A 21,081-nucleotide genomic window follows, 5' to 3' on the forward strand; every position below is an offset into this window, starting at 1 on the left:
ATTACAGATGCAAAAAAGCAAAAATTACTTGCACCTAATAAAATTCATGATACGATCAATATGAACCTATTATAAAAGAGGTGCAGCTTAATGAATCACACAGAAGATTATAAACACTTATTTTCCATCTATCAACGTATTTTAGATGAAATTGACGTAGGGATTCACGTCATTAACAAAGAAGGAAAGACCATCATTTATAATAAAAAAATGGTTGAGATAGAAGGAATGAATGTAGAAGATGTGTTGGATAAAAATATTTTGGATGTCTTTACTTTTCACCAAAATGAAGACAGCACACTTCTTCAAGCCTTAAAAAAAGGCAAAACCACTAAAAATTCGAAGCAAACGTATTTTAACAATAAAGGGCAAGAAATTACCACCATTAATGATACGTTTCCCATCATCAATGAAGATCGAACAATTGGGGCCATTGAGATTGCGAGGGATGTGACAAAGCTTGAGAAACTAATCCGCCAGAATATCCATAAAAAAGGCGACACAAAGTATACGTTTGACAGCATCATCGGAAGCAGCGAGGAGATTAAAGCTGTAATCGAAACAAGTAAGAGAGCGACAAGAACCGTTTCATCCATTTTAATTATCGGAGAAACCGGAACAGGAAAAGAGCTTTTTGCCCAGAGTATCCATAACGGCAGTCCGCGTTCTTCCGCCCCTTTCATTTCGCAAAACTGCGCTGCCTTACCTGACACACTCATTGAGGGAATTTTGTTTGGTACGAAAAAAGGTGCCTTCACTGGTGCGATCGAAAGACCTGGTTTGTTTGAGCTTGCGGAAGGTGGAACGCTGCTGCTTGATGAAATCAATTCTTTAAATCCAGCTCTTCAAGCTAAATTATTGAGAGCTATTCAAGAGAAAAAAATTCGCAGGGTTGGTGACACGAAAGATATAGAGGTGGACGTAAGAATTATTGCAACGATTAACGAGGATCCAATAGATGCCATCGCTGCGGGCCGATTACGCAAAGACTTATATTATCGTTTAAGTGTCGTGTCTCTTTTCATCCCTCCCTTAAGAAACCGAAAGGAAGATATTGAGGAGCTCGTTCACTTTTTCATAGAAAAGTATAATCATATTTTTGGAATGAGCGTTAAAGGTATTGAACAGGATGTATTAAACCAATTCAAGAAATATGACTGGCCCGGCAATGTCCGCGAACTTGAGCATATTATTGAAGGTTCGATGAATTTAATAGATTATGAAGATATGATCTCATATACGCATTTGCCTATTTCATTTAGGAATAAACCTCAGTTCAAAGATGATTTTTCGAGCGAAAGCAATGGCAGCGATTTCATGATAACGAGCGGAAAAAGCATCAAGCCACTAGAGCAATATATGGAGGAAGCAGAAGTATATTATTTGCGTAAAGTGCTCAAACACCACGATTACAACATTACCAAAGCCGCAGCCGCACTTGGCATGAGCAGACAAAATCTTCAATATCGAATGAGAAAATACACTATCCAAAAATCATAAGCTTACTTCTACTAAGCTCATAAAATAATTGTTTAAGCGCCTGACTCCCGTCTTCAGATTCTATATGTGCAAAACAATGATCCTGTTTTCAATATTTTAGGAACGAGGGAGCCAGGCTCTTTGTTTTAAGACAGTCTTTCTGCCTTTATACCATTATTATTTATCCCCATTTTCTAATAAACATTTCAAAAAAATAAATTTCAATTTTTACCATTCGTATGTTGACAATACAATCTATTCCAGTATATAATTATCTCAAGTTAAATTATCTTTAATTAAAGATAATTTATTTTAAAATACTTAAATTAAAACAACCTGAGGGGGAATGAAACATGGCAAAAACTAAATGGGCCGTAGACACTGCACATAGCAGCATTGATTTTTCAGTAAAACATATGATGATCGCAAAAGTAAAAGGGACATTCCACAAATTTGAAGCCTCCATCGAAGCAGATCCTACTGACTTAACGACCGCAGATATCAAATTTAATGTTGATGTATCCAGCATCGATACTCGCAACAGCGACCGAGACGCTCACCTTCGTTCAGCTGATTTCTTTGATGCCGAAACTTATCCAACTTTAACCTTCCATTCTACGAATATTGTAAAAACAGGCGACGATGAATACAATGTGACTGGCGATTTAACCATTCGTGGCGTTACACGCTCAGAAACCTTCTTCGTTACTTTTGAAGGTCAAGGAAAAGATCCATGGGGTAACGAAAAAGTTGGTTTCAGCGCTGAAGGAAAAATCAACCGTAGTGATTATGGATTAACCTGGAATGCAGCTCTAGAAACAGGCGGCGTGCTTGTAGGTGACCAAATTAAAATCTCCCTTCAAATTGAAGCAGCGAAGGAAGCATAATGAAAGAGATTAAAGAAAAAGGTCTTTCCCGTCAATGACAGGAAAGACCTTATCTTATTTCTTAATTAAACCTTCACGTTGAGATTGTTCAATCCATTCTTGTAATTTATCCTTTAACGTGTTAAATCCTTCATTTCCCTCAGATACCGGCTTAACTTGAGCTTGACGTTTCTTCGGAGCTGGCTTTTTTACTTGAGTTTGCGGACGATCAGGAGCCTCTTCAGTCGCTCGAATGGATAATCCAATTTTACCGGCTTCTTCATCCACAGATAAAATTTTTACTTTAACCTCGTCCCCCACTTTCAAATGTTCGCTTACATCTTTTACATACCCGTGTGTAATTTCAGAAATGTGTACCAAGCCTTGAGCGTTTTCATCCAACGCAACGAACGCACCATAAGGCTGAATGCCTGTTACTTTCCCTGTTACAATTGTTCCAACTTCATATTTTTCTGCCATGTAAACACTCCTAAATAATAAGTAATTTCGTCACTTTTTCACGCAATTATATATTATAGCACAATGTAGAAACCAATTCAAAAAATACCATTTCTCCTTAACAGTTTATGTAAATTTTCCCCTTTATAAATGCAAACGATTGACCATGAAATCGAACAGCTTGTGAAAGATATCGGTACAAAAAAAGCCAAACTTATTTTAAAGAAAGCGAAGGAATTTAGAGAAGACGATTTTCTTCGTGTTTTACAAATGCTGTATGAAATGAAATATAAAGCAAACTAGCCCCAAAAAAAGACTGCGTCAGAGCAGTCTTTTTTAAAGTATTAAAAATTTTTCAAAAGAATTGTATAAAAACAATCCCTTTTGGTAAGAATAGATACCATAAGGCTTTCTATACTAATCCATTAGATTAGTACATTGGAAACATCATGTCTTAGGCTCCCCCAAATTCTTAAGGCATCGGTTTTCCGAATTCCCCTTTTTGGACGAGGTAATCTCTTTAGAGTAGCCTCGTTTTTTTTTGAATAAGGGCGGTCAAGGGGACGAATTAATGTACTTTTAAATTCTCAAGAAAGCGGGTGATTCTTTTAATGGCCTCTTGCAGCTGTTCGATAGAGGATGCATAGGAACAACGAATATGTCCTTCTCCACTTTCTCCAAACACATTACCAGGTACTACTGCTACTTTTTCCTCCATCAATAAGCGTTCAGCAAATTCCTCTGAGGTTAAGCCTGTGCTTTTTATGGAAGGAAAGGCATAAAATGCGCCACCTGGAATATGACAATCCAGCCCAATTTCATTAAATGATTTTACAATATAATTCCTTCTAGCTCGATAACTGCGACGCATTTCTTCTACGTCATCCATTCCGTTTTTTAAGGCCTCAATTGCTGCATGCTGAGCCATAGTAGAAGCACACATCATCGTGTATTGGTGAATCTTCAGCATAGCCTCGCTGAACTCGAGTGGAGCGCAAAGGAACCCAAGCCGCCATCCCGTCATGGCAAAACCTTTTGAAAATCCGTTGATCAAAATGGTTCTTTCTCTCATTTCTTGTATCGCTGCAAAGCTTGTAAATTCTTCATCATATGCCAGTTCGGCATAAATTTCGTCTGACAGTACCAGCAAATCATGTTTTTTTACTACCTCTGCTAGCTGTTCCAACTCTTTGCGATTTAACTGCGTCCCAGTCGGATTATTAGGGGAACAAATTAAGAGAGCTTTTGTATTTGGTGTGATAGCAGCTTCCAGCTCTGTCGGTGTCAGCTTAAAATCATTTTCCTTTTTGGTTTGGATTGTAACCGGTACTCCTCCGGCTAGCGTCACAAGTGGAACGTATGAAACGAAGCTTGGTTCAACGACCAATACTTCATCACCCGGATTCAATATGGCCCTCAAGGCAATATCAATCGCTTGGCTTGCCCCAACCGTCACAATGATTTCGTTTTGAGGATTATAGCTTACACCGAACGATCGTGTTACATATTTTGCAATTTCTTTTCTGAGTTCAATCAAGCCTGCATTCGCAGTATAAGAAGTGTGACCTTCTTCAAGTGACGAGATTGCCGCTTCGCGGACTGCCCATGACGTGACAAAATCCGGCTCACCTACACCTAGCGAAACAACCCCTTCCATATTAGCAGCCAGGTCAAAAAAGCGTCGTATTCCAGAAGGCTTTAAATCTTGTACGGTTTTGGAAAGATAACTCGTTTTGATCATGGGGACACCACAATTCGTTTATCCTCATCATTTTGCTCGAAAACAATTCCGTCATGTTTGTACTTCTTGAGGATAAAATGAGTTGTTGTTGAGAGTACGGAATCCAAAGTCGACAGTTTGTCCGATACAAATCTTGCCACTTCGTTCATCGACTTTCCTTCAATGATGACAGAAAGATCGTAAGCCCCAGACATCAAGTAAACGGATTGCACTTCCTTGAACTGATAAATTCGCTTTGCTATATCATCGAACCCAACGCCTCTTTTTGGAGTCACTTTTACATCAATCATTGCCGTAACACCTTCATGATCATCCACCTTTGACCAATTAATAATAGTCATATAGCGAACAATGATATTTCTTTCTTCTAGCTTTTTTAAGGTCCCTTCCAATTCTTCTTGGGAAAGGCCAATCATTTTCGCCAAGTCCTTCGTGTCGATTCTCCCATTGTTTTCGATAATTTTTAAAATTTCAATTTCTTTGTCGTTCAAATACATGTACATCCCCCCACAAATTGTAAAACTGGACATTATTAATACCTTCAAAGACCGGAAACAATTATCACTATTTTCGGTAAAATGAAATAAATCTCATTTATTATAACAAATATTAACTTTTATTGAAAAATGCTTTTGTTTTATTGGGTTACGATTATTTTTACTTTTTGGGGAAAAAATAGCTATATAGTTTTGCGAGGAATAAATAGTAGGAGACATAAAAGGAGTGATTGACTATGACACGGCCCGTTGCAAAGCATACAATCGTAAACGGTAACCAAGTATATTATGAATTATATACGAATCCGTCTTCATCCCATACGCTTGTACTAATCCACGGGTTTTTGTCTTCTTCCTTCAGCTACCGCAGGATGATTCCTTTTTTGATACATGAATTTAATATTCTTTCAGTGGATTTGCCTCCTTTCGGAAAAAGCGGAAAAGAAATCCATTATAAATATTCGTATGAGAATTTAGCCCAAACCGTTCTACAATTGACGAAAGAAGAGCACATTCATGAATTTTCTGTGGTAGGCCACTCGATGGGAGGTCAAATATCGCTTCACATCATGAGACAAGCTCCCGAAAGAGTACATAAAGGGATCCTTCTTTGTAGCTCTAGTTACATGAAACGGGCTAAAAAGAGACTCATTTACTCCAGCTTCATCCCTTATTTTCATCTGTATGTTAAGCTATGGCTAGCGAGGTCAGGGGTAAGAAGCAATTTACAAAATGTTGTCTATAACCAAACTCTAATTGATGATGAAATGATGTTTGGCTACTTGCAACCCTTTCTAGAGGATGACATTTTCCGAGCATTAACGAGAATGATTCGAGATCGCGAAGGAGATTTAGAAGAAAAGGCATTAAAGGAGATTCGAACTCCATGCTTGTTAATTTGGGGAGAGCATGACCGCGTTGTTCCACTCCGAACTGGGAAAAAACTTCATCAGGACCTTCCAAACTCTAAGCTTGTCGTTCTAAAGGAGGCAGGCCATCTTGTGTCTGAGGAAAAACCAAAGGAAGTCGCTGATTATATGAAGGAGTTTATTTACGGGCAAAAGAGTTAAAGAAAAAGAGCTATAGTCAAGCTGTTAACTGCTTTAGCTCTTTTGCATATCAATATCAGAATGCTCTCCCTAGCTTAAATCTTTCCCCCATAGGTTATTCAAAATAACAATATAGAGCGTCAACATTGCCGAGATAATGAAAAATACGATCGGTAAAAAGCGGTAATTTTTTGTTTTCCTAAATGACCAAATATATACGAAAGCTCCAATTGTTGCTGTAATATAATAAAAATAAAACATTTGATAAAAGGTCAATGGGCCTAAGAATAAAGATAGCACCGAAAATTGAACAATAAATGCAACCATAGAGTACAAGGACCATCTCTGCTCCCTATTTTTAAAGACACCAATAATTGAAAAGGTCAACGCACCTAATAACAAGGCAAAAAACAACCATTCATACAAAAAGAATACGGATTCATGATGGACTGAAAAATAGTAGCTGATCAAAGACAAAGGAAGTATTGCGAGTAATAAATAACCCGATACTTTTACATAATTCATTTAAATCCTCCTATTTAGACCAATATTTAATTCCCTATCCTTCCTCTTTTTAAACGTCATGATTTTGATCAAAAACATAATGAAGCCTAGCTTATTTTCTGAATATTTTAATGAAATATATCACCTTTTATAGTATCATAGAAAGAAAAAATTTGCGGGGTGAGGATTTGGAAAATTTGTTTGATCAACCTATTAATCGGGAAAATACTAGATCTCTAAAATGGGATTTTACAGAAGAAAGATTTGGCGTGAAGGATGCGTTACCGATGTGGGTGGCTGATATGGATTTTGCTTCACCTCAATGTATAATTGATGCGCTTAAGAACAGAGCCGCTCATCCTGTTTACGGCTATACAGGTCCTTCCAATCCATTATATGAAAGCATTATTCATTGGATGAGAAAGAAACATGATTGGAATATACATAAATCTTGGATTACTTTTAGTTCAGGAGTAGTTTCTGCACTTGCCACCTGTGTTCAGGCTCTTTCAAATCCGGGGGATAAAATTTTACTGCAGTCTCCGGTTTATACCCCTTTTTTCCATGTAATAAAAACGAATGATCGTGAAGTTGTGAACAGCCAGCTGAAACTGATAAATGGTAGATATGAATTAGATTTCGAGGACTTTGAGGAAAAGCTTAAGTCCGGGGTCAAGCTGTTTCTTTTCTGTAGCCCCCATAATCCAGGTGGACGCATTTGGACGAAAGAAGAATTAACGAAAATAGGAGAGCTTTGCACAAAGTATAACGTCACGATGATCTCTGATGAAATTCATGCAGACTTAGCTTTACCAGGATACCAGCATATTCCCCTTGCAACCTTGGGTGATTTTTCGAATCGTACTATTACCTGCATGGCGCCAAGTAAAACGTTCAATATTGCCGGGATCCAAGCATCTATTATGATCACGGAAAATCGAGAGCTACGAGCAAAAATCACGGCCCATCAGCAAAAACAAGGTTTTCACGGCTTGAACTTATTTGCTTTAGAAGCAATGGAAGCTGCTTATCGGGACGGGGAAGCATGGCTTAATGAAGCCGTTTCATATATTCATATAAATACAAAGCTTGCCATAGAGTATATTCAAAAAGAAATTCCGCAGCTAAAGCCAATGAAACCAGAAGCATCTTATTTACTTTGGATCGATTGCAGGGACCTAGGGCTTACAAACCAAGAGATTCAAGACAAATTATTGAAAGAAGCAAAACTCATCCTTGAACCTGGTCCAAAATACGGCCCTGGTGGAGAAGGCTGGGTCCGCATGAACCTAGGGTGTACGAGAACCACCCTAATGGACGGACTAAACAGACTAAAAAAAGCATTCTTATAAGAAAAGCGGAAAGCGCCTGTATTAAGGAACGTCGACGTCACGACATCCTGTCGAAGCCCGACGGGAAAATGTTCTTCACCCGAAGAAGTCCCAGAGACTTCGCAGGGGGAAGGTTATTTTACCCGAGGAGCTGGCGCTTGCAGCTAGACAATTAGAAAAGCGGAAAGCGCCTGCTTAATGTATTAGCTTTAAATAGGAAATCCCGACTTCCTTACATGGTCGGGATTTTACATTAGTTTCTCTTTTTGTTTTTACTGATTTCCCCACACGCTATCCTCTTCCCAGAGTTACCTGCAGGCTGCGTCATCCCATCGTCCTTTTTCTCATGAATGATAATAGCAGTGCCATTCTTTGAGAGTAAGGAGTTTTTCCCTTCCTGCATGGTGACACTTGGAGCAAGAATTTTCACCTTGACCGTGCCGTCTTCCTTTACGATCAGGTTTGGCAGATCTCCTGCATGTGAACCCTCTGGATGCAAGAGACCATGCTTTTTCTTTTCTGGGTCAAAATGATTACCTGCTGATTTAAAGTCTGGAGCCTTACATTTCCCCTTCTCATGTATATGGATTGCATGTTCTCCTGGTTTCAATCCCTCTAAATCGATATCAAACTCCACGCCTTTTGCCTGCTCCGCAAGCTTGATTGTACCAAGTGAATCTCCATTAGGATTGAATATTTTAACGTCCAGTTTCGTTGGATTTTGTTCCGTACAGGCACTTAACAGGAGTACCATTGCTACTAATAGGGCCTTTTTCAAGCTGAGTCCTCCCTAAAACACATTTTGACTTTAGGATGCCCAATACAAGCGGAGATTATGCAGCATTGCTATATAGAATAGGCACGAATTCATAGCAAATGTTGTAGTAATTCTACGGGATACTCTAGGATTACTAAATCATGCTGCCACACAATACAATAATCCCGCGGGTATACGTGATAATCCCGCCGGTTATCTATATTATCCCGCGAGTTTTCATAATATTCCCGCCGGTTTCGGTAATAAACCCCGCTAAAGGTTACTTTTTACACTTTTTAGAAAGATAGGAGCTTTCACTGAGTAATAGACAACCAAAAAGTTTGCACATTCCATAAAAAAACTGAACCAGTTTATCAACCAGTTTATCTGGTTCAGCTTCCTTACTTTTCGTCTCTAAATCCGTCTTTCAAAATCCTGGTTTCCAGTTCCTTTGCTTTTTCCGCCTCTTTTTTAGAAATACGAATAATTAAGCGCATTGTTAATGCAGCCCCGATTAGAAAAATTACAGACGTTATGGCAGCAGGAATATATTCTGATTTATCCTCTGGAAAATAGAGAAACAATCCTAAAAGTGCATCAAATACATGCATATTTTTTGTACTTCCTTTCTCATCCCTTTGCGCTCATTATAACAAGGATGAATAGGAATTCCTACTATTATGATAGTGAAGTGAGATAATAAATAAGAGCCCCAATGGGACTCTTCATTTTACTGAACAACCTCAATTTTTTTGATCACTACATCTTCTACCGGCTTGTCACCCGCACCGGTTTTTACGTTTGCGATGGCATCTACAACGTCCATACCTTCGATCACTTGGCCAAATACGGTATGTTTATGATCGAGCCAAGGCGTTCCACCATTTTTCTCGTATAATTCTACTACTTCTTCAGGATATCCGGCTTTAACCATTTGCTCTTTTAAACCAGGATCGATTTCTTTAGCTTGGACGATAAAAAACTGGCTACCATTTGTTCCGGGACCGGCGTTCGCCATGGAAAGTGCCCCTCTAAAGTTGAAGAGCTTCATGGAGAATTCATCTTCGAAAGGTTTACCCCAAATACTTTCTCCTCCCATGCCTGTTCCATCTGGATCTCCGCCTTGAATCATGAAGTCTTTGATAACACGATGAAAAATGACACCCTCATAATATCCGTTCTTCGCATGCGTCACAAAGTTCTCAACCGCTTTGGGTGCATATTTAGGAAATAATTTAATTTTAATATTTCCCATTGTTGTTTCCATGATTACCACTTTTTCATCATCTTGTACTTCTGTAAACTGCGGATACATGCTCATTTGTTTCTCTCCTTCATTTTTTTCTTGATGTTCTGCTACCGGCTTGTCCTCTTTTACTTTTTTATCTGCACTCGTTTCACTTTTACCGCAAGCCGTTAACAATACCATAATGAAAAGAAGAAGGAAAAACAAGAATTTCCTCATCATACTATCTACCTCCACTTCAAAACTTTACCTGATTTTCAACTAAAAATCACGTTCAATTTGCAGGCTTGTCCTTCTTTTAACGATACAGGTTCGTTTGATATGATGAAGATAATGATATAAAAAGGAGAGGAATTCATTGAGTCAGGATCATTTTAAAATTGGCGACTACGTAACAGCAATCTATAAAACCGGAAAGTATATTGGAGAAATTACAGATGTACGCCCAAATAGTTATTTAATTCGTGTATTAGCAGTTGAAAAACATCCAATGCAAGGTGATCTGCATAATCCTAAACAAGTAGATGTAGCGATGTTTCATCAACGAAGGGCTTTAGCTTTCAGGGAGCAGACAAATGTACCGAAAAACATGGTGAGAGAGTATAAAGATGAGGTGCCGGATTACAAAGCTTCCTTAAAGGCAGCCGTTCAAAAAATGAAAGAAACTTTACTGTCAGAAGACACACCTTGGAGTCAAAAAAGCATAGAAATGCTTGAAGAGCTTGAGAGGGATTATTTTAAATAAGCTTTTGTTTATAGCCTTCCAAAGCCAAATCATATGTAGATGATTTGGCTTCTAAAAGGCCATTTTACTTAATACCTTTGAAAGGTCAATACGATCGCCGATTGTTGTTGGTTGATGTTTTTCTAAATATTGTTTATCTTTTTCTACTAATTTAAAAATATGATAGGTAGTCATAGCGTCGTCTAGAGCTCGGTGATGACGGCCTACCCCTTCTTTTCCATATTCCTGAACAGCTTTCCAAAGCCCTGTTTGATTCTGGTCTCCAAAGAAACGCTTATATTCCATAGATAAGTCGACAAATTTACCTTTAAACGGGAATTCGACTCTTGCTTGCTGACAATTATGTCTCAATACTTTCATATCCATGTTTCCCCAAGTCACAACAACGCTAGGCTTATCCCCTTCAAACTCAGAAATAGCTAGAACAAAATCTTCAAAGGAAATGCCTTCATCTATATTTTGCTGGGAAATTTTCAAGAAGTTCTTGCACCGCTCTGATAGAATCGGATATTTATTAGGCTTTACGAACGTAGAGAATTGTTTTTGAATTTCATTATTCACTACAAGTATAGCACCAACCTCGATAATTTCGGGAAAGAAACCATTTGGCTTCATTTTCCCTTCAGGCATCGTGAATTCAAAATCAATGAATACATAAGGTTGATTCTTTTCCATACTCTTTCCTCCTTTTTAGTTAGATTTTACTACAGCACTCTGTTAAAAATTTGAAAAACGTTCCTGAATGTACTATTAATCAAGAATTATAACAGATTTAGAAATGATATTTTCATATTTTACAAAATTGGGCCATAAATTATTCTAATTTTAGATGAACAATATCGTTTCATAGGTTAAAAAGGAATACCTTGAACCTCCCACCTCGTGCTTTCATAACGGAAAATTGTAGCATTTTTCTTTAAAGCTCTTTATTCCTTTTTTCAATTATTTTATGATGGGTTAGTAATAAAAAATTCAACTCTGGTGTTGCAAGAATTAATTTGTAGTCAGTGACCTTTTACGTGTCATTGCACCCCTGTTATGTGTAAAGCTTGTCTGTAAAAATAATAATTCTATATAGAATGGAAGATGGACAGTTGCGTACATTTTTTGGATATCTATTAACTTTATTACTCGTCCCTCTTTTTTCGATTCTGATCATCTTGACCTTTAAAGAATGGAGTAGTTTCCAACCACTGCTTACATACTTGGATCAACATCTAGCCCTTAAGGAAATCCGATTGCCGCAAAACAGCTATATAACGGCGGCAGACGGAACTGTCATTTCGGAGATTCAGAGAGAGCAAAATCGAGAATATTTGGAATATGAACAGATTCCACAATTTATAAAAGATGTATTTGTGACAATAGAAGATCGACATTTTTTTGAGCATTCTGGAATCGATGCAGTTGCAATTAGCCGGGCTATTTTGGTGAACTCTCAAAATCAATCGATTGAGCAAGGCGGGAGTACCATTACACAGCAGCTAGCGAGAAACCTGTTCTTAAATCATGAAAAAACCTATAACCGAAAATTATCAGAGCTGCTCTATTCCTATCAGCTGGAAAGACAATTATCAAAAGAAGAGATTCTGGAGCTCTACTTAAATGCCATCTATTTTCAAAATGGTGCGTATGGCATTCAAGCTGCTTCCCGGTACTATTTTCAAAAGCCGGTTTCAAAGCTTTCAAAAGCGGAGATGGCATTTCTCGCTTCTATTCCCAACAATCCCAGCTTATATGACCCATTAAAGCATTTTGATCAGACAAAGGAACGGCAAATTCGAATCCTTGAACAGCTGTTAGAGGTAAAGAAAATTTCCAAGGCTGAATTCGACCAACTGAAAAATGAAAAAATTCAGCTTAAGATTAGAAAACGAATCGACCTCTATCCTGATTATGTGACCTATGTTGAAAGTGAATTAAAAGAACTTGTCGCCCAGTCTGAAGGGATGACAGCTGAATTAGAAAGTAAGGACGCTGTCCGTCGTGCAAAAGCTGAGGCTAAGTTAAACGAAAAGGTTACAAAGCTCTTACAATCAGGTGTTACGATCCATACGGCCCTTGATAAATCCTTGCAGGATAAAGTCAAAAGAACCATTGAAAATGAGCTAACGTATCCAAATGTCCAAGGAGCTGCAGTCGTTATACAACATCATACGCACGAGCTTGTCTCTTTGATTGGGGGAAAGCATTATAAAAAATATACTTTTAATCGGTCTTTTCAAAGTTTTCGCCAGCCAGGTTCCGCAATCAAGCCTTTACTTGTTTATGCACCGTATTTAGACAGAACAGGTGCGGATTTGAATGATCGCGTAAACGCTGGGGCATTTTGCCACAAGGGATATTGCCCACAAAACTATGGTGGTGCTGTTTATGGCCAAGTCACCTTGAAAAGAGCCTTTGCTCATTCATATAACACGCCGGCTATTCGACTCCTACAAGCAACGGGCATTAAAAATAGCTTTAGCTACTTGAAACCGTTCCAATTCTCAATGGTAACAGTGCAAGACCATGTGCTGTCGGCAGCCGTTGGGGGATTCTCCTATGGAATCAGTCCACTCGAGCTCACAAGCGCCTATACCTCTTTCCAGGATGGGAGTTATCAACCAGCTAGAGCCATACGTAAAGTAACCGATCGTAACGGCACTATTTTATATGAGTGGAAAGATAAAAAGGTCCGTGTTTGGAAAGACGCAACAGTCGCAAAAATGAAAGAATTGCTTCACAGCGTAGTAACAGAAGGAACAGCACGAAAAGCTTACTATAAAACTTCCTATATAGGGGGGAAAACCGGGACAACCAATGACGTAAAAGACCTCTGGTTTGTCGGCATGGACGAAACATATACAACGGGCGTTTGGATTGGAAAAGATCAACCTAAAAGTCTAGAAAAGATTGCTTCTCAAGCCCCACATTTGAAAATATGGAAAAAAATTATGCAATAAAAAGGCTGTTTCACTTTCCCATCACCCGCTATCGGGATGTCGGGAAAATGAAACAGCCTTTTTGATTTTATCCTTTGTAGCTGTACCAAATACATTACACTGGCAAGCTTGCAATCACACTGTTATATAGCTTAAGCAACGAATAGGTGATGGTCAACACAATAATAGACCATAGGATCGTGTGAAAAAAAATCAAACCAATAAGTCCTGCGGTTGATAAAGTGTTGCTGATTTTATAAACAAAATAGATGAAAGCGATGATCGTAGTAATAAGAAATACTGCACATACCAGAAGGAACGATTGAACACAAAGAAGAGAAACAACTCCTCCTAATAAATAAATGGCAGAACCAAGCCGGATATTTTTTAAGTTTTCTCCTTCCGAATCCTTTGAAAAAAACAATAACGATAGCTCCAAGATCGTGTCGGAAACCAACTTTAGAGCAGCAAAAAGCATGAAATAAAGTAGAAACATTGCCAAAAGCAGAGCTAGCTTTATCCCTGCATCTGAAAAAAACTCTAGCATTCCGTCATAAATTCCTATATTTTCCAACAGAACAAGCGCCTGCATTTCTGAATAAATCGCAAACGATAAACTAAACAAAATAATTGATATTAAAGGAAAATATCCAATCAAGTATGTATTCTTCATTTCTTCCCCTCATTTTTCTACAAACTGAGTACTCTACAATTATGCAAAAAGAGCATCAAAAGAACAATGAAAAACTTGAATACACCAAGAATTATTTAGGTCTATTAATAATAACCTTATAAAAAATGGATATTTTCATTAAATTTCATCGCTAGAGACGAGATCTTTTATTTTTCCAAAAAGAATGATATGCGTTTAAGACCGGTTTAGTCATCGGTCTTTTTCTTATTAATAACGCTAATCCCCGTACATAGAATTGGGAGTTTGATATTCTCGTTCCAATCTTGTTGAATTTTGTGACAAGAAAATGCACTCTCAGTATATTTTTGTTCGAAAATCTTTCACTTTTCCAATAATTCCAAAATGTTATATTCATAATAGGGAAATTATGCATATTAACCTTTTATAATAAAGGAGGGGTGAGTTTGAAGGACCAAATAACGATCATTGGAGGCGGAATTGGTGGTTTAAGTGCCGGTATCGCTCTACAGCGGTTAGGGTTCCAGGTTAAGATTTATGAAAAACGCCTGGATCATTCAACAGAAGGGGCTGGTATTGTACTAGGTGCTAACGCATTAAAATCGCTCAATTATTTAGGAGTAGGGGAAAAAATCCAACAAGCCGGATATGGACTGAATGAATGTCATATTCTTTCAGAAAACGGAAAAAATCTTACCCTTTTACATTATAAAGACTCAACCATTCAAAATTATACGATGATCCTTCGCTCACAGCTTTCAAGTATATTAACCGAAACACTCCAACCAGGCACGATTGTTTATGGAAAAAAGCTAGTTGACTTATCTCAACATCGTGAAGGAATTGATCTTTTTTTCGAAGATGGCAGTCACACTCAAACGGAGTATTTAATCGGAGCTGATGGTATTTTTTCTACAGTCAGAAGAAAATTTTTACCTTATAAGCAGCTTCGTTTTGCTGGATACACATGCTGGAGAGGAGTAGTGGAAAATTGTCCTGATCATATTCCAAGGCGATTTACGGAGACATGGGGCACAAAAGGCAGGGTCGGAATTGTTCCTTTAAAGGATCAAAAGATATTCTGGTATGCATTAAAAAACTGTCAGCAGGATGATCCAGAGCTAAAGAAATGGACCATTAAAGACATCATATATAATTTTATGGATTATCACGATCCTATTCCTCAACTGCTTGAAAGGACAAAGGAACATCATATTATCCATCATGACATTTATGATCTAGATCCTATTTTTCAATACGTATTTGGCAGAGTTGTTCTTCTTGGCGATGCCGCCCATGCAACGACTCCAAATATGGGGCAGGGTGCAGGTCAAGCCATAGAAGATGCTCTATATCTTTCATTATGTTTAAAAGACAGCAATCATATTGAGAGTGCATTCATGGAATACGAAAAGCAAAGATTGCACCGGACAAGAAAAGTGGTACAGGATTCATGGGTGTTAGGAAAGGTTGCTCAGCTAGATATTCCACTGCTTTGCTCGATTCGCAACAGCATGATTAAGCTTGCACCGAATTCTTTTCATCAAAATCGTTTAAAGAATTTATTCGAAATCGATACTGAATTATAGATAAGCGAAAAGCGCCTGATTATTCTGTATAACCTTTTCTAAAAATAATAACTTCTCAGTAAAAAAAGGCAATCTCACCAATCGACAGGGAGATCGCCTTTTTATGTAGAATTAGCTTTACATGAACTTTAAAGTCCCATCATCTATTTTCTTAGTTTAATAACCGCTATTGTGCAACGAGATATACAAATCAACTGGTCGTTTTCATCGTAAATTTTCACTTCCCAAACCATTGTCGATTTTCCACGATGCAATACCGTTCCAATTGCAGTAACCGTCCCATCTCTCTTTCCTTTAATATGATTGGCGTTAATCTCCAGCCCTACAACAGCTTCATTTTCTTTGTCAACCAACTCATAAGCTCCAATACTCGCAACCGATTCAGCAAGCGCAACAGAAGCTCCGCCGTGTAACAACCCAAAGGGCTGCCTCGTTCTTTCATCAACCGGCATTGTTGCCGTTACTTTCCCATCCGCAACTTCCACAATCTCAATACCAAGTGCTTGCATCAATGTATTTTCAATCATCATATAAGCCCACCTCTTTTTTCAAATAAATGTAATGTTCGATTTCTTTTTGCTCATTCCTGCAATAAAAAGAATTTTTTATGAAACTAGCTTAATCAGGATCAACACATGATGCAAACATATTCTCAAGGATCCTACATCATTTGATAAAGTAATAAAGAATGGGGAAAAAGTCATGAATGATCTACCTTTTAACAACTATAATAATCTATTTTACAAGAAAAGGAATAATACTTTATCTAATGGTTTTTATAAAACAAAAAGAGGATGGCTCAAGGATTAGAGCTCAGACCCTCTTTTAAATAGAGTATAAAACACGTTTGGAAAATGGGACAATTTCTAGTTCATACACCAATTCTAGTAGTAAAAACCACCGCTATTATAAGGATAAAAAGGTGGTGGTGGTGGTGGTGGATAATACGGCCCGTAAAAAGGAGGACGTGCACTAATAATGGCACTTCCCAACAGTCCACCTAATAATCCACCGATAAATGGGCCACCAAAAAAGAACGGGCTTCTTCCATAGCCGAAGCCTTCATTAAAAGGTCTTCTTCCATAGCCGAACCCCCTATAAACTCGATTCATTCCGGAAACCTCCTATTTTCTATTTTTCCGTACATTTATTCATATGCAGAAAAAAAGAAAATTGCTTGGGCTTTCAGCTGAAGTGATTAAAAAGCGATAGAGATCGAAAAATCTTGCGGAATAATGGAATGATTCTACAGAATAATCGAATTACTCGTAAACAAAGAGCTTGAAACCTTTCTATTATTCATTTACTTCGAATCTTTCAACTAGTAATGCTAAGGTGCGGGTCATGACACCTGTTCCACCAACTGCATTTAGTTCGGATGGTTTGTTCGTGGTAGCTGTACCAGCAATATCAAGATGTACCCATGGTGTGTCCTCTGCAAATTCTCCGATAAACGCTGCACCCATGATGGCATGACCTTCTCGTCCAGGCGAATTGTTCAAGTCAGCCATTCTGCTTGAACGTACGCGTTCTTTATCTTTTTCTGTAATCGGAAGTCTCCACATCGGCTCTCCTGCTTCTACGGACGCCTCCAAAACCTGTTCAAAAAAGCTTTCATTATTCGTAAAAGCCCCTGTCATTTCATTTCCCAACGCAATGATGACCCCGCCGGTTAACGTTGCAACGTCTACAAGATACTCTGCTCCGTGTTGCTTTGCATACGTGATGGCATCCGCTAATACTAATCTTCCTTCTGCATCCGTATTTAACACTTCAATCGTCTTTCCACTCATGGAAGTAATCACGTCATCTGGCTTAAATGCATGGCCGCTTATCATGTTATCAGTTGATGGAATCACAGCAACAACATTTTGTTCCGGCTTAAGCTCCCCAATGATTTCCATGGCTCCAAGAACAGCCGCTGCTCCTGCCATATCCGTTTTCATTCCGACGATTCCATCCTTTGGTTTAATCGAATATCCACCCGTATCAAAGGTAATACCTTTTCCGACAAGACCAATTACATCTTTCCATTCATCTTTTCCTTGATATTTTAAAACAATCATTTTCGGTGGTTGTTCCGATCCTTGGTTAACCGCCAGTAGAGCTCCCATGCCAAGATTTTGCATTTCCTCTTTCTCTAACACTTCAGCTTCGAATCCATATTTTTCAGCAAGCTCTAATGCGTACTGGGCTAAATCGGAAGCAGTTAACATATTGCCAGGAAGATTTACTAAAGTACGAGCAGAATTTGTTCCTTTCCCGTACACATATCCTACAGTTAAAGAAGCTTTCACCTCTTCAACGTCTGCATTCGTGAATACCGTAATCCCCTCTATCTTCCTTTCGGGTTCATTTGGTTTTTGTTTATACCCTTCAAATTCATATGTAGCTAATGCAAATGCTTCACTTAAAGCATGGGCTGCATCAGGAACCTCGATATCATCTGTCAAAAAGGAGTCAAGATCCACTCCGACAGAGGATAGCCTCGATCCTTTTAACTGTTTAAATGCCTTTCCGAAGCATTCTTTTAGGCCTTCAAAAGAAACGTCCTTTTTCTTTCCTAAACCCACAAAAACGAGTTTTTTTGTAGAAAGCTTGCCTAACGTATGTATGATTGTAATCGATTTCTTTTTCCAAGAGATATCTCCTTCTTTAATCAAAACCGATATTTGCCCTTCCATAGCTTGATCTGCTTCTTTTAAAGTCCCGCCCTGCCCACTGTGTTGATCTGTTAAGCCAATTAAAAGACATTCTTGTTCTAAAGAAGGTTTCCATGTGTTCTTTACCGTAAACATAATTTTACACCTCCAATAAATCCTTCCTTATCATTATAGTAAACATTTCTTATTATTTCGATTATCGAATGAAAAATTTTTAACTGAAAAAGAGAAGAAGAATAAAGATTTTTCCGAAAAAAAGATCGTTTTATGACATAATGAATAATAAGTGATGTATTTAGATATTCAAAAGTAGGTGACAACACTTTGGAATTATTTACAAACTTTCCTTTCTGTGCCTCTTTATTTGCAATCTTTTTTGCCCAGTTTGTAAAAGTGCCGATCCAGTACATTGCGTTAAGAAAATTGGATTGGTCCCTCCTTACAAGCACAGGTGGAATGCCCAGCTCTCACTCTGCTGCCGTAACTGCTTTAGCAACTGGAGTTGCTTTGGAAACCGGTTTGGATTCAGCCGTTTTTGCTGTAGCTGCGATCTTTGCCATTATTACGATGTTTGATGCGACTGGTGTAAGAAGACAGGCAGGAGAACAGGCCATCGTATTGAATCAATTAGTACAGGATTTTCATACTTTCTTAAAAGAAGCAAAGTATTGGCAGGAAAAAGGAGAGCTACAAAAACAAAGAAAGCTAAAAGAATTGCTCGGTCATAAGCCGATTGAGGTATTTTTCGGCGGCTTGACAGGCATATTCATCGCATTACTTCTACATGTGTTTCTTTTCGGATGAGGAGGAGAAAATGAGAATACTATCTTTATGCCCAAGCAATACGGAAATTTGTAGCTATTTAGGTGTTGAAGAATGGTTAGTAGGAATTGACGATTATTCAGATTGGCCGTTATCTGTACAATCACTTCCAAGACTCGGTCCTGATTTATCGATTAACATGGAAAAAGTGGAAGCGTTAAAACCCGATCTTGTACTAGCGTCTCTAAGTGTCCCTGGAATGGAAAAAAATGTACAAGAGCTTGTAAGAAGAAATATTCCTCACATCGTACTCAATCCAAACTCTCTTCAAGAAATAGCTGAAAGCATAATGGCTGTTGGAAGGGCATTAGGTATAGAGGATATTGGCAAATTAAAAGCTCAGGAGTTTTTAAAGGATATGGATCGGTTTAAGAAAGTGGCTGATGGAATCACTCATAAAAAATCTATATATTGGGAATGGTGGCCAAATCCTTTGTTTTCTCCAGGTAAATTAAATTGGCTAACTGAAATCAGTTCGTTAGCCGGTGGAAGAAATATATTGGATGATATAGAAATGGCAAGTGTTCAAATTCCACCAGAAGATATAATAAAGAAAAACCCAGAATACATTTGCTTGGCATGGGTTGGCGTACCGATTCACAAAATAAAAAAACAAGTTGTATTTAAGCGTAATGGATGGGACAAAATCATGGCAGTTAATAACAGAAATATTTTTATTATGGAGGAACCTCTTTTCTGCCGGCCCTCACCAAGATTATTGGAGGGCTTAAAACAATTAGCAAACCTTCTCCATCCAGAGCAATTCAACTCATTAACATAGAAAAAGCATTCTTCCAATAAAAAGATAAGAGGATACCATTTTTCATTTTTAACAAAAGTATCCTTTAATTGACAAAACATATAAGACCAAGCTAAAAGGTCAACTTGTTTGTCCTTTTAGCTTGGTCTCTTTCTAATCATTTCTTCATCTTACCGAAATATTGCTCTCTGAACACTTGCATTTCTTCATTTTCATTTAGTGCTCTCAGATCTTCTTCCGTCAGCTTTCCATTTCCCATTTGAATGACAAATACGTCGACCTTTTTCTTTCCCCATTTGTCGTAAACCTCTTGTACGGTATTAAAATAAAGGTCAAGCTCGTTTCCTTTTATAGCTCCTCCTTTATCAGCAACAACCCCGTATCCATAGTCCGGAATGAATAGAATCGTTCCAATCGGAAACACACGTAAATCAGCAGCAACTGTGGAGTATAAATCCCTCTTCACCTTGACTCCAGAATATGTAATTCCATATGATGGATGATTTGGATGTTTACCCGTTGATTCATATCCCGCCGTATATCCTGTCGCAGTCACCTTTGCTTTTGGGTACTTTGTCCAATCTACCGAATCTTCGAGGGTTTTTGGTGCAGTTATGACTTCCTCTGAAGAGATCTCAGTTTTCATGGCGTTTATATGCTTTAAATACTTATAGCTTAATCCTAATTCTCTTGGCTTATTATTCTCTGACGAAATACTCTCTTCACTCGTTTGCTCATCAAATGGCATGGCAATTTTCGCTTCAACCCCAGTTATTTGAGAATAAGTGGATTGAAGTGCCAATACTAAAAGAATAGAAATTGCGACCTTTTTCATTAACCTATCTACTTTATTCATACAGGTCTTTACTCACTCCTCTCACAGGAATATTTCTTTCCCAAATATTAAGAAAATATTCACTGAGCAAGTGAAAAACCAGAAATTACAAATATCTAAGACAAATAACGGCAAATTTCTACCAATAAAAAAAGCCTTCTT

The 21,081-nt window shown here is 38.0% G+C and carries 22 protein-coding genes and 1 pseudogene; 10 read left to right on the forward strand and 13 right to left on the reverse strand.

Annotation, left to right across the window (positions count from 1 at the left end; all coding sequences use genetic code 11):
• Positions 1–90 precede the first annotated feature (90 nt).
• Both GD441_RS11405 and GD441_RS11410 read left to right on the forward strand, forming a co-directional pair.
• Positions 91–1,500 carry a sigma-54 interaction domain-containing protein gene (locus GD441_RS11405; protein ID WP_153126564.1) on the forward strand — a complete coding sequence of 470 codons (1,410 nt, stop codon included), beginning with the start codon at positions 91–93 and terminating at the stop codon, positions 1,498–1,500.
• Between the two features lie 332 nt (positions 1,501–1,832).
• Positions 1,833–2,366 carry a YceI family protein gene (locus GD441_RS11410; RefSeq protein WP_153126565.1) on the forward strand — a complete coding sequence of 178 codons (534 nt, stop codon included), beginning with the start codon at positions 1,833–1,835 and terminating at the stop codon, positions 2,364–2,366.
• Between the two features lie 54 nt (positions 2,367–2,420).
• Here GD441_RS11410 and yugI read toward each other — a convergent pair whose 3' ends face one another.
• Positions 2,421–2,825, reverse strand: coding sequence for a S1 domain-containing post-transcriptional regulator GSP13 (yugI, locus tag GD441_RS11415; protein ID WP_153126566.1), 405 nt, complete (start codon positions 2,823–2,825; stop codon positions 2,421–2,423).
• 135 nt (positions 2,826–2,960) lie between these two features.
• Here yugI and GD441_RS17595 point away from each other — a divergent pair.
• Positions 2,961–3,107, forward strand: a pseudogene (locus GD441_RS17595) (helix-turn-helix domain-containing protein); the annotation flags it as partial.
• A gap of 265 nt (positions 3,108–3,372) precedes the next feature.
• On the opposite strand, the gene GD441_RS11425 reads toward GD441_RS17595, so the two are convergent.
• Both GD441_RS11425 and GD441_RS11430 read right to left on the reverse strand, forming a co-directional pair.
• Positions 3,373–4,545: an aminotransferase gene (locus GD441_RS11425; protein WP_153126567.1), complete on the reverse strand. Its 1,173-nt coding sequence runs from the start codon at positions 4,543–4,545 to the stop codon at positions 3,373–3,375.
• A complete protein-coding gene (locus GD441_RS11430; protein ID WP_153126568.1) occupies positions 4,542–5,042 on the reverse strand; it encodes an Lrp/AsnC family transcriptional regulator in 501 nt (166 codons plus the stop codon). The genes GD441_RS11425 and GD441_RS11430 overlap by 4 nt, the downstream gene beginning before the upstream one ends.
• 236 nt (positions 5,043–5,278) lie before the next feature.
• Between GD441_RS11430 and GD441_RS11435 the strand changes: the two genes are divergently transcribed.
• A complete protein-coding gene (locus GD441_RS11435; RefSeq protein ID WP_153126569.1) occupies positions 5,279–6,112 on the forward strand; it encodes an alpha/beta fold hydrolase in 834 nt (277 codons plus the stop codon).
• A gap of 69 nt (positions 6,113–6,181) precedes the next feature.
• On the opposite strand, the gene GD441_RS11440 is transcribed toward GD441_RS11435, so the two are convergent.
• Positions 6,182–6,616: a hypothetical protein gene (locus tag GD441_RS11440; protein WP_153126570.1), complete on the reverse strand. Its 435-nt coding sequence runs from the start codon at positions 6,614–6,616 to the stop codon at positions 6,182–6,184.
• 167 nt (positions 6,617–6,783) lie between these two features.
• Here GD441_RS11440 and GD441_RS11445 point away from each other — a divergent pair, with 167 nt between their 5' ends.
• On the forward strand, positions 6,784–7,947 hold the full coding sequence (locus tag GD441_RS11445) for a MalY/PatB family protein (protein ID WP_276567788.1): 1,164 nt from the start codon (positions 6,784–6,786) through the stop codon (positions 7,945–7,947).
• A 232-nt stretch (positions 7,948–8,179) separates the two neighbouring features.
• Here the strand turns inward: GD441_RS11445 and GD441_RS11450 are convergent, their stop codons facing one another.
• The 3 genes from GD441_RS11450 to GD441_RS11460 all read right to left on the reverse strand — a co-directional run bounded on the left by GD441_RS11450 (position 8,180) and on the right by GD441_RS11460 (position 10,148).
• Positions 8,180–8,704 carry a superoxide dismutase family protein gene (locus GD441_RS11450; protein WP_191992167.1) on the reverse strand — a complete coding sequence of 175 codons (525 nt, stop codon included), beginning with the start codon at positions 8,702–8,704 and terminating at the stop codon, positions 8,180–8,182.
• A 380-nt stretch (positions 8,705–9,084) separates the two neighbouring features.
• On the reverse strand, positions 9,085–9,294 hold the full coding sequence (locus tag GD441_RS11455) for a hypothetical protein (RefSeq protein ID WP_153126572.1): 210 nt from the start codon (positions 9,292–9,294) through the stop codon (positions 9,085–9,087).
• Between the two features lie 119 nt (positions 9,295–9,413).
• The gene (locus tag GD441_RS11460) at positions 9,414–10,148 is read right to left on the reverse strand and encodes a peptidylprolyl isomerase (RefSeq protein WP_153126613.1); all 735 of its coding nucleotides are present in this window, start codon (positions 10,146–10,148) and stop codon (positions 9,414–9,416) included.
• A 139-nt stretch (positions 10,149–10,287) separates the two neighbouring features.
• Between GD441_RS11460 and kapB the strand changes: the two genes are divergently transcribed.
• Positions 10,288–10,674: a kinase-associated lipoprotein KapB gene (gene kapB / locus GD441_RS11465; protein WP_153126573.1), complete on the forward strand. Its 387-nt coding sequence runs from the start codon at positions 10,288–10,290 to the stop codon at positions 10,672–10,674.
• Between the two features lie 51 nt (positions 10,675–10,725).
• On the opposite strand, the gene kapD is transcribed toward kapB, so the two are convergent.
• Positions 10,726–11,349 (reverse strand): 3'-5' exonuclease KapD, encoded by a 624-nt coding sequence (kapD, locus tag GD441_RS11470; protein ID WP_153126574.1) that lies wholly within the window; start codon positions 11,347–11,349, stop codon positions 10,726–10,728.
• Between the two features lie 419 nt (positions 11,350–11,768).
• Here kapD and GD441_RS11475 point away from each other — a divergent pair, with 419 nt between their 5' ends.
• Positions 11,769–13,619 carry a transglycosylase domain-containing protein gene (locus GD441_RS11475; protein ID WP_153126575.1) on the forward strand — a complete coding sequence of 617 codons (1,851 nt, stop codon included), beginning with the start codon at positions 11,769–11,771 and terminating at the stop codon, positions 13,617–13,619.
• A 94-nt stretch (positions 13,620–13,713) separates the two neighbouring features.
• On the opposite strand, the gene GD441_RS11480 is transcribed toward GD441_RS11475, so the two are convergent.
• On the reverse strand, positions 13,714–14,271 hold the full coding sequence (locus tag GD441_RS11480; RefSeq protein ID WP_153126576.1) for a DUF5366 family protein: 558 nt from the start codon (positions 14,269–14,271) through the stop codon (positions 13,714–13,716).
• A 425-nt stretch (positions 14,272–14,696) separates the two neighbouring features.
• Here GD441_RS11480 and GD441_RS11485 point away from each other — a divergent pair, with 425 nt between their 5' ends.
• Positions 14,697–15,839 carry an FAD-dependent monooxygenase gene (locus GD441_RS11485; RefSeq protein ID WP_153126577.1) on the forward strand — a complete coding sequence of 381 codons (1,143 nt, stop codon included), beginning with the start codon at positions 14,697–14,699 and terminating at the stop codon, positions 15,837–15,839.
• A gap of 143 nt (positions 15,840–15,982) precedes the next feature.
• On the opposite strand, the gene GD441_RS11490 is transcribed toward GD441_RS11485, so the two are convergent.
• The 3 genes from GD441_RS11490 to GD441_RS11500 form a co-directional block, all read right to left on the reverse strand.
• Positions 15,983–16,369 carry a PaaI family thioesterase gene (locus tag GD441_RS11490; RefSeq protein WP_153126578.1) on the reverse strand — a complete coding sequence of 129 codons (387 nt, stop codon included), beginning with the start codon at positions 16,367–16,369 and terminating at the stop codon, positions 15,983–15,985.
• 354 nt (positions 16,370–16,723) lie between these two features.
• On the reverse strand, positions 16,724–16,951 hold the full coding sequence (locus GD441_RS11495; RefSeq protein WP_153126579.1) for a hypothetical protein: 228 nt from the start codon (positions 16,949–16,951) through the stop codon (positions 16,724–16,726).
• A 183-nt stretch (positions 16,952–17,134) separates the two neighbouring features.
• Positions 17,135–18,637 carry a leucyl aminopeptidase gene (locus GD441_RS11500; protein WP_153126580.1) on the reverse strand — a complete coding sequence of 501 codons (1,503 nt, stop codon included), beginning with the start codon at positions 18,635–18,637 and terminating at the stop codon, positions 17,135–17,137.
• Positions 18,638–18,826: 189 nt separating this feature from the next.
• Here GD441_RS11500 and GD441_RS11505 point away from each other — a divergent pair, with 189 nt between their 5' ends.
• Positions 18,827–19,306 carry a divergent PAP2 family protein gene (locus GD441_RS11505; RefSeq protein WP_153126581.1) on the forward strand — a complete coding sequence of 160 codons (480 nt, stop codon included), beginning with the start codon at positions 18,827–18,829 and terminating at the stop codon, positions 19,304–19,306.
• Between the two features lie 10 nt (positions 19,307–19,316).
• Positions 19,317–20,105 (forward strand): cobalamin-binding protein, encoded by a 789-nt coding sequence (locus GD441_RS11510; protein WP_153126582.1) that lies wholly within the window; start codon positions 19,317–19,319, stop codon positions 20,103–20,105.
• A 136-nt stretch (positions 20,106–20,241) separates the two neighbouring features.
• Here GD441_RS11510 and GD441_RS11515 read toward each other — a convergent pair whose 3' ends face one another.
• Positions 20,242–20,940 (reverse strand): 3D domain-containing protein, encoded by a 699-nt coding sequence (locus GD441_RS11515; protein WP_153126583.1) that lies wholly within the window; start codon positions 20,938–20,940, stop codon positions 20,242–20,244.
• Positions 20,941–21,081 lie beyond the last annotated feature (141 nt).

The sequence above is a fragment of the Peribacillus tepidiphilus genome, assembly GCF_009466385.1.
Classification (GTDB): Bacteria; Bacillota; Bacilli; order Bacillales; family DSM-1321; genus Bacillus_BN; species Bacillus_BN tepidiphilus.

Excerpts from the sequence above, each read along its gene's own strand:
- GD441_RS11405 (WP_153126564.1), top strand. The coding sequence starts at position 91 with ATGAATCACACAGAAGATTATAAACACTTATTTTCCATCTATCAACGT.
- GD441_RS11410 (WP_153126565.1), top strand. The coding sequence starts at position 1,833 with ATGGCAAAAACTAAATGGGCCGTAGACACTGCACATAGCAGCATTGAT.
- yugI (WP_153126566.1), bottom strand. The coding sequence starts at position 2,825 with ATGGCAGAAAAATATGAAGTTGGAACAATTGTAACAGGGAAAGTAACA.
- GD441_RS11425 (WP_153126567.1), bottom strand. The coding sequence starts at position 4,545 with ATGATCAAAACGAGTTATCTTTCCAAAACCGTACAAGATTTAAAGCCT.
- GD441_RS11430 (WP_153126568.1), bottom strand. The coding sequence starts at position 5,042 with ATGTATTTGAACGACAAAGAAATTGAAATTTTAAAAATTATCGAAAAC.
- GD441_RS11435 (WP_153126569.1), top strand. The coding sequence starts at position 5,279 with ATGACACGGCCCGTTGCAAAGCATACAATCGTAAACGGTAACCAAGTA.
- GD441_RS11440 (WP_153126570.1), bottom strand. The coding sequence starts at position 6,616 with ATGAATTATGTAAAAGTATCGGGTTATTTATTACTCGCAATACTTCCT.
- GD441_RS11455 (WP_153126572.1), bottom strand. The coding sequence starts at position 9,294 with ATGCATGTATTTGATGCACTTTTAGGATTGTTTCTCTATTTTCCAGAG.
- GD441_RS11460 (WP_153126613.1), bottom strand. The coding sequence starts at position 10,148 with ATGAGGAAATTCTTGTTTTTCCTTCTTCTTTTCATTATGGTATTGTTA.
- kapD (WP_153126574.1), bottom strand. The coding sequence starts at position 11,349 with ATGGAAAAGAATCAACCTTATGTATTCATTGATTTTGAATTCACGATG.
- GD441_RS11480 (WP_153126576.1), bottom strand. The coding sequence starts at position 14,271 with ATGAAGAATACATACTTGATTGGATATTTTCCTTTAATATCAATTATT.
- GD441_RS11490 (WP_153126578.1), bottom strand. The coding sequence starts at position 16,369 with ATGATGATTGAAAATACATTGATGCAAGCACTTGGTATTGAGATTGTG.
- GD441_RS11495 (WP_153126579.1), bottom strand. The coding sequence starts at position 16,951 with ATGAATCGAGTTTATAGGGGGTTCGGCTATGGAAGAAGACCTTTTAAT.
- GD441_RS11500 (WP_153126580.1), bottom strand. The coding sequence starts at position 18,637 with ATGTTTACGGTAAAGAACACATGGAAACCTTCTTTAGAACAAGAATGT.
- GD441_RS11510 (WP_153126582.1), top strand. The coding sequence starts at position 19,317 with ATGAGAATACTATCTTTATGCCCAAGCAATACGGAAATTTGTAGCTAT.
- GD441_RS11515 (WP_153126583.1), bottom strand. The coding sequence starts at position 20,940 with ATGAATAAAGTAGATAGGTTAATGAAAAAGGTCGCAATTTCTATTCTT.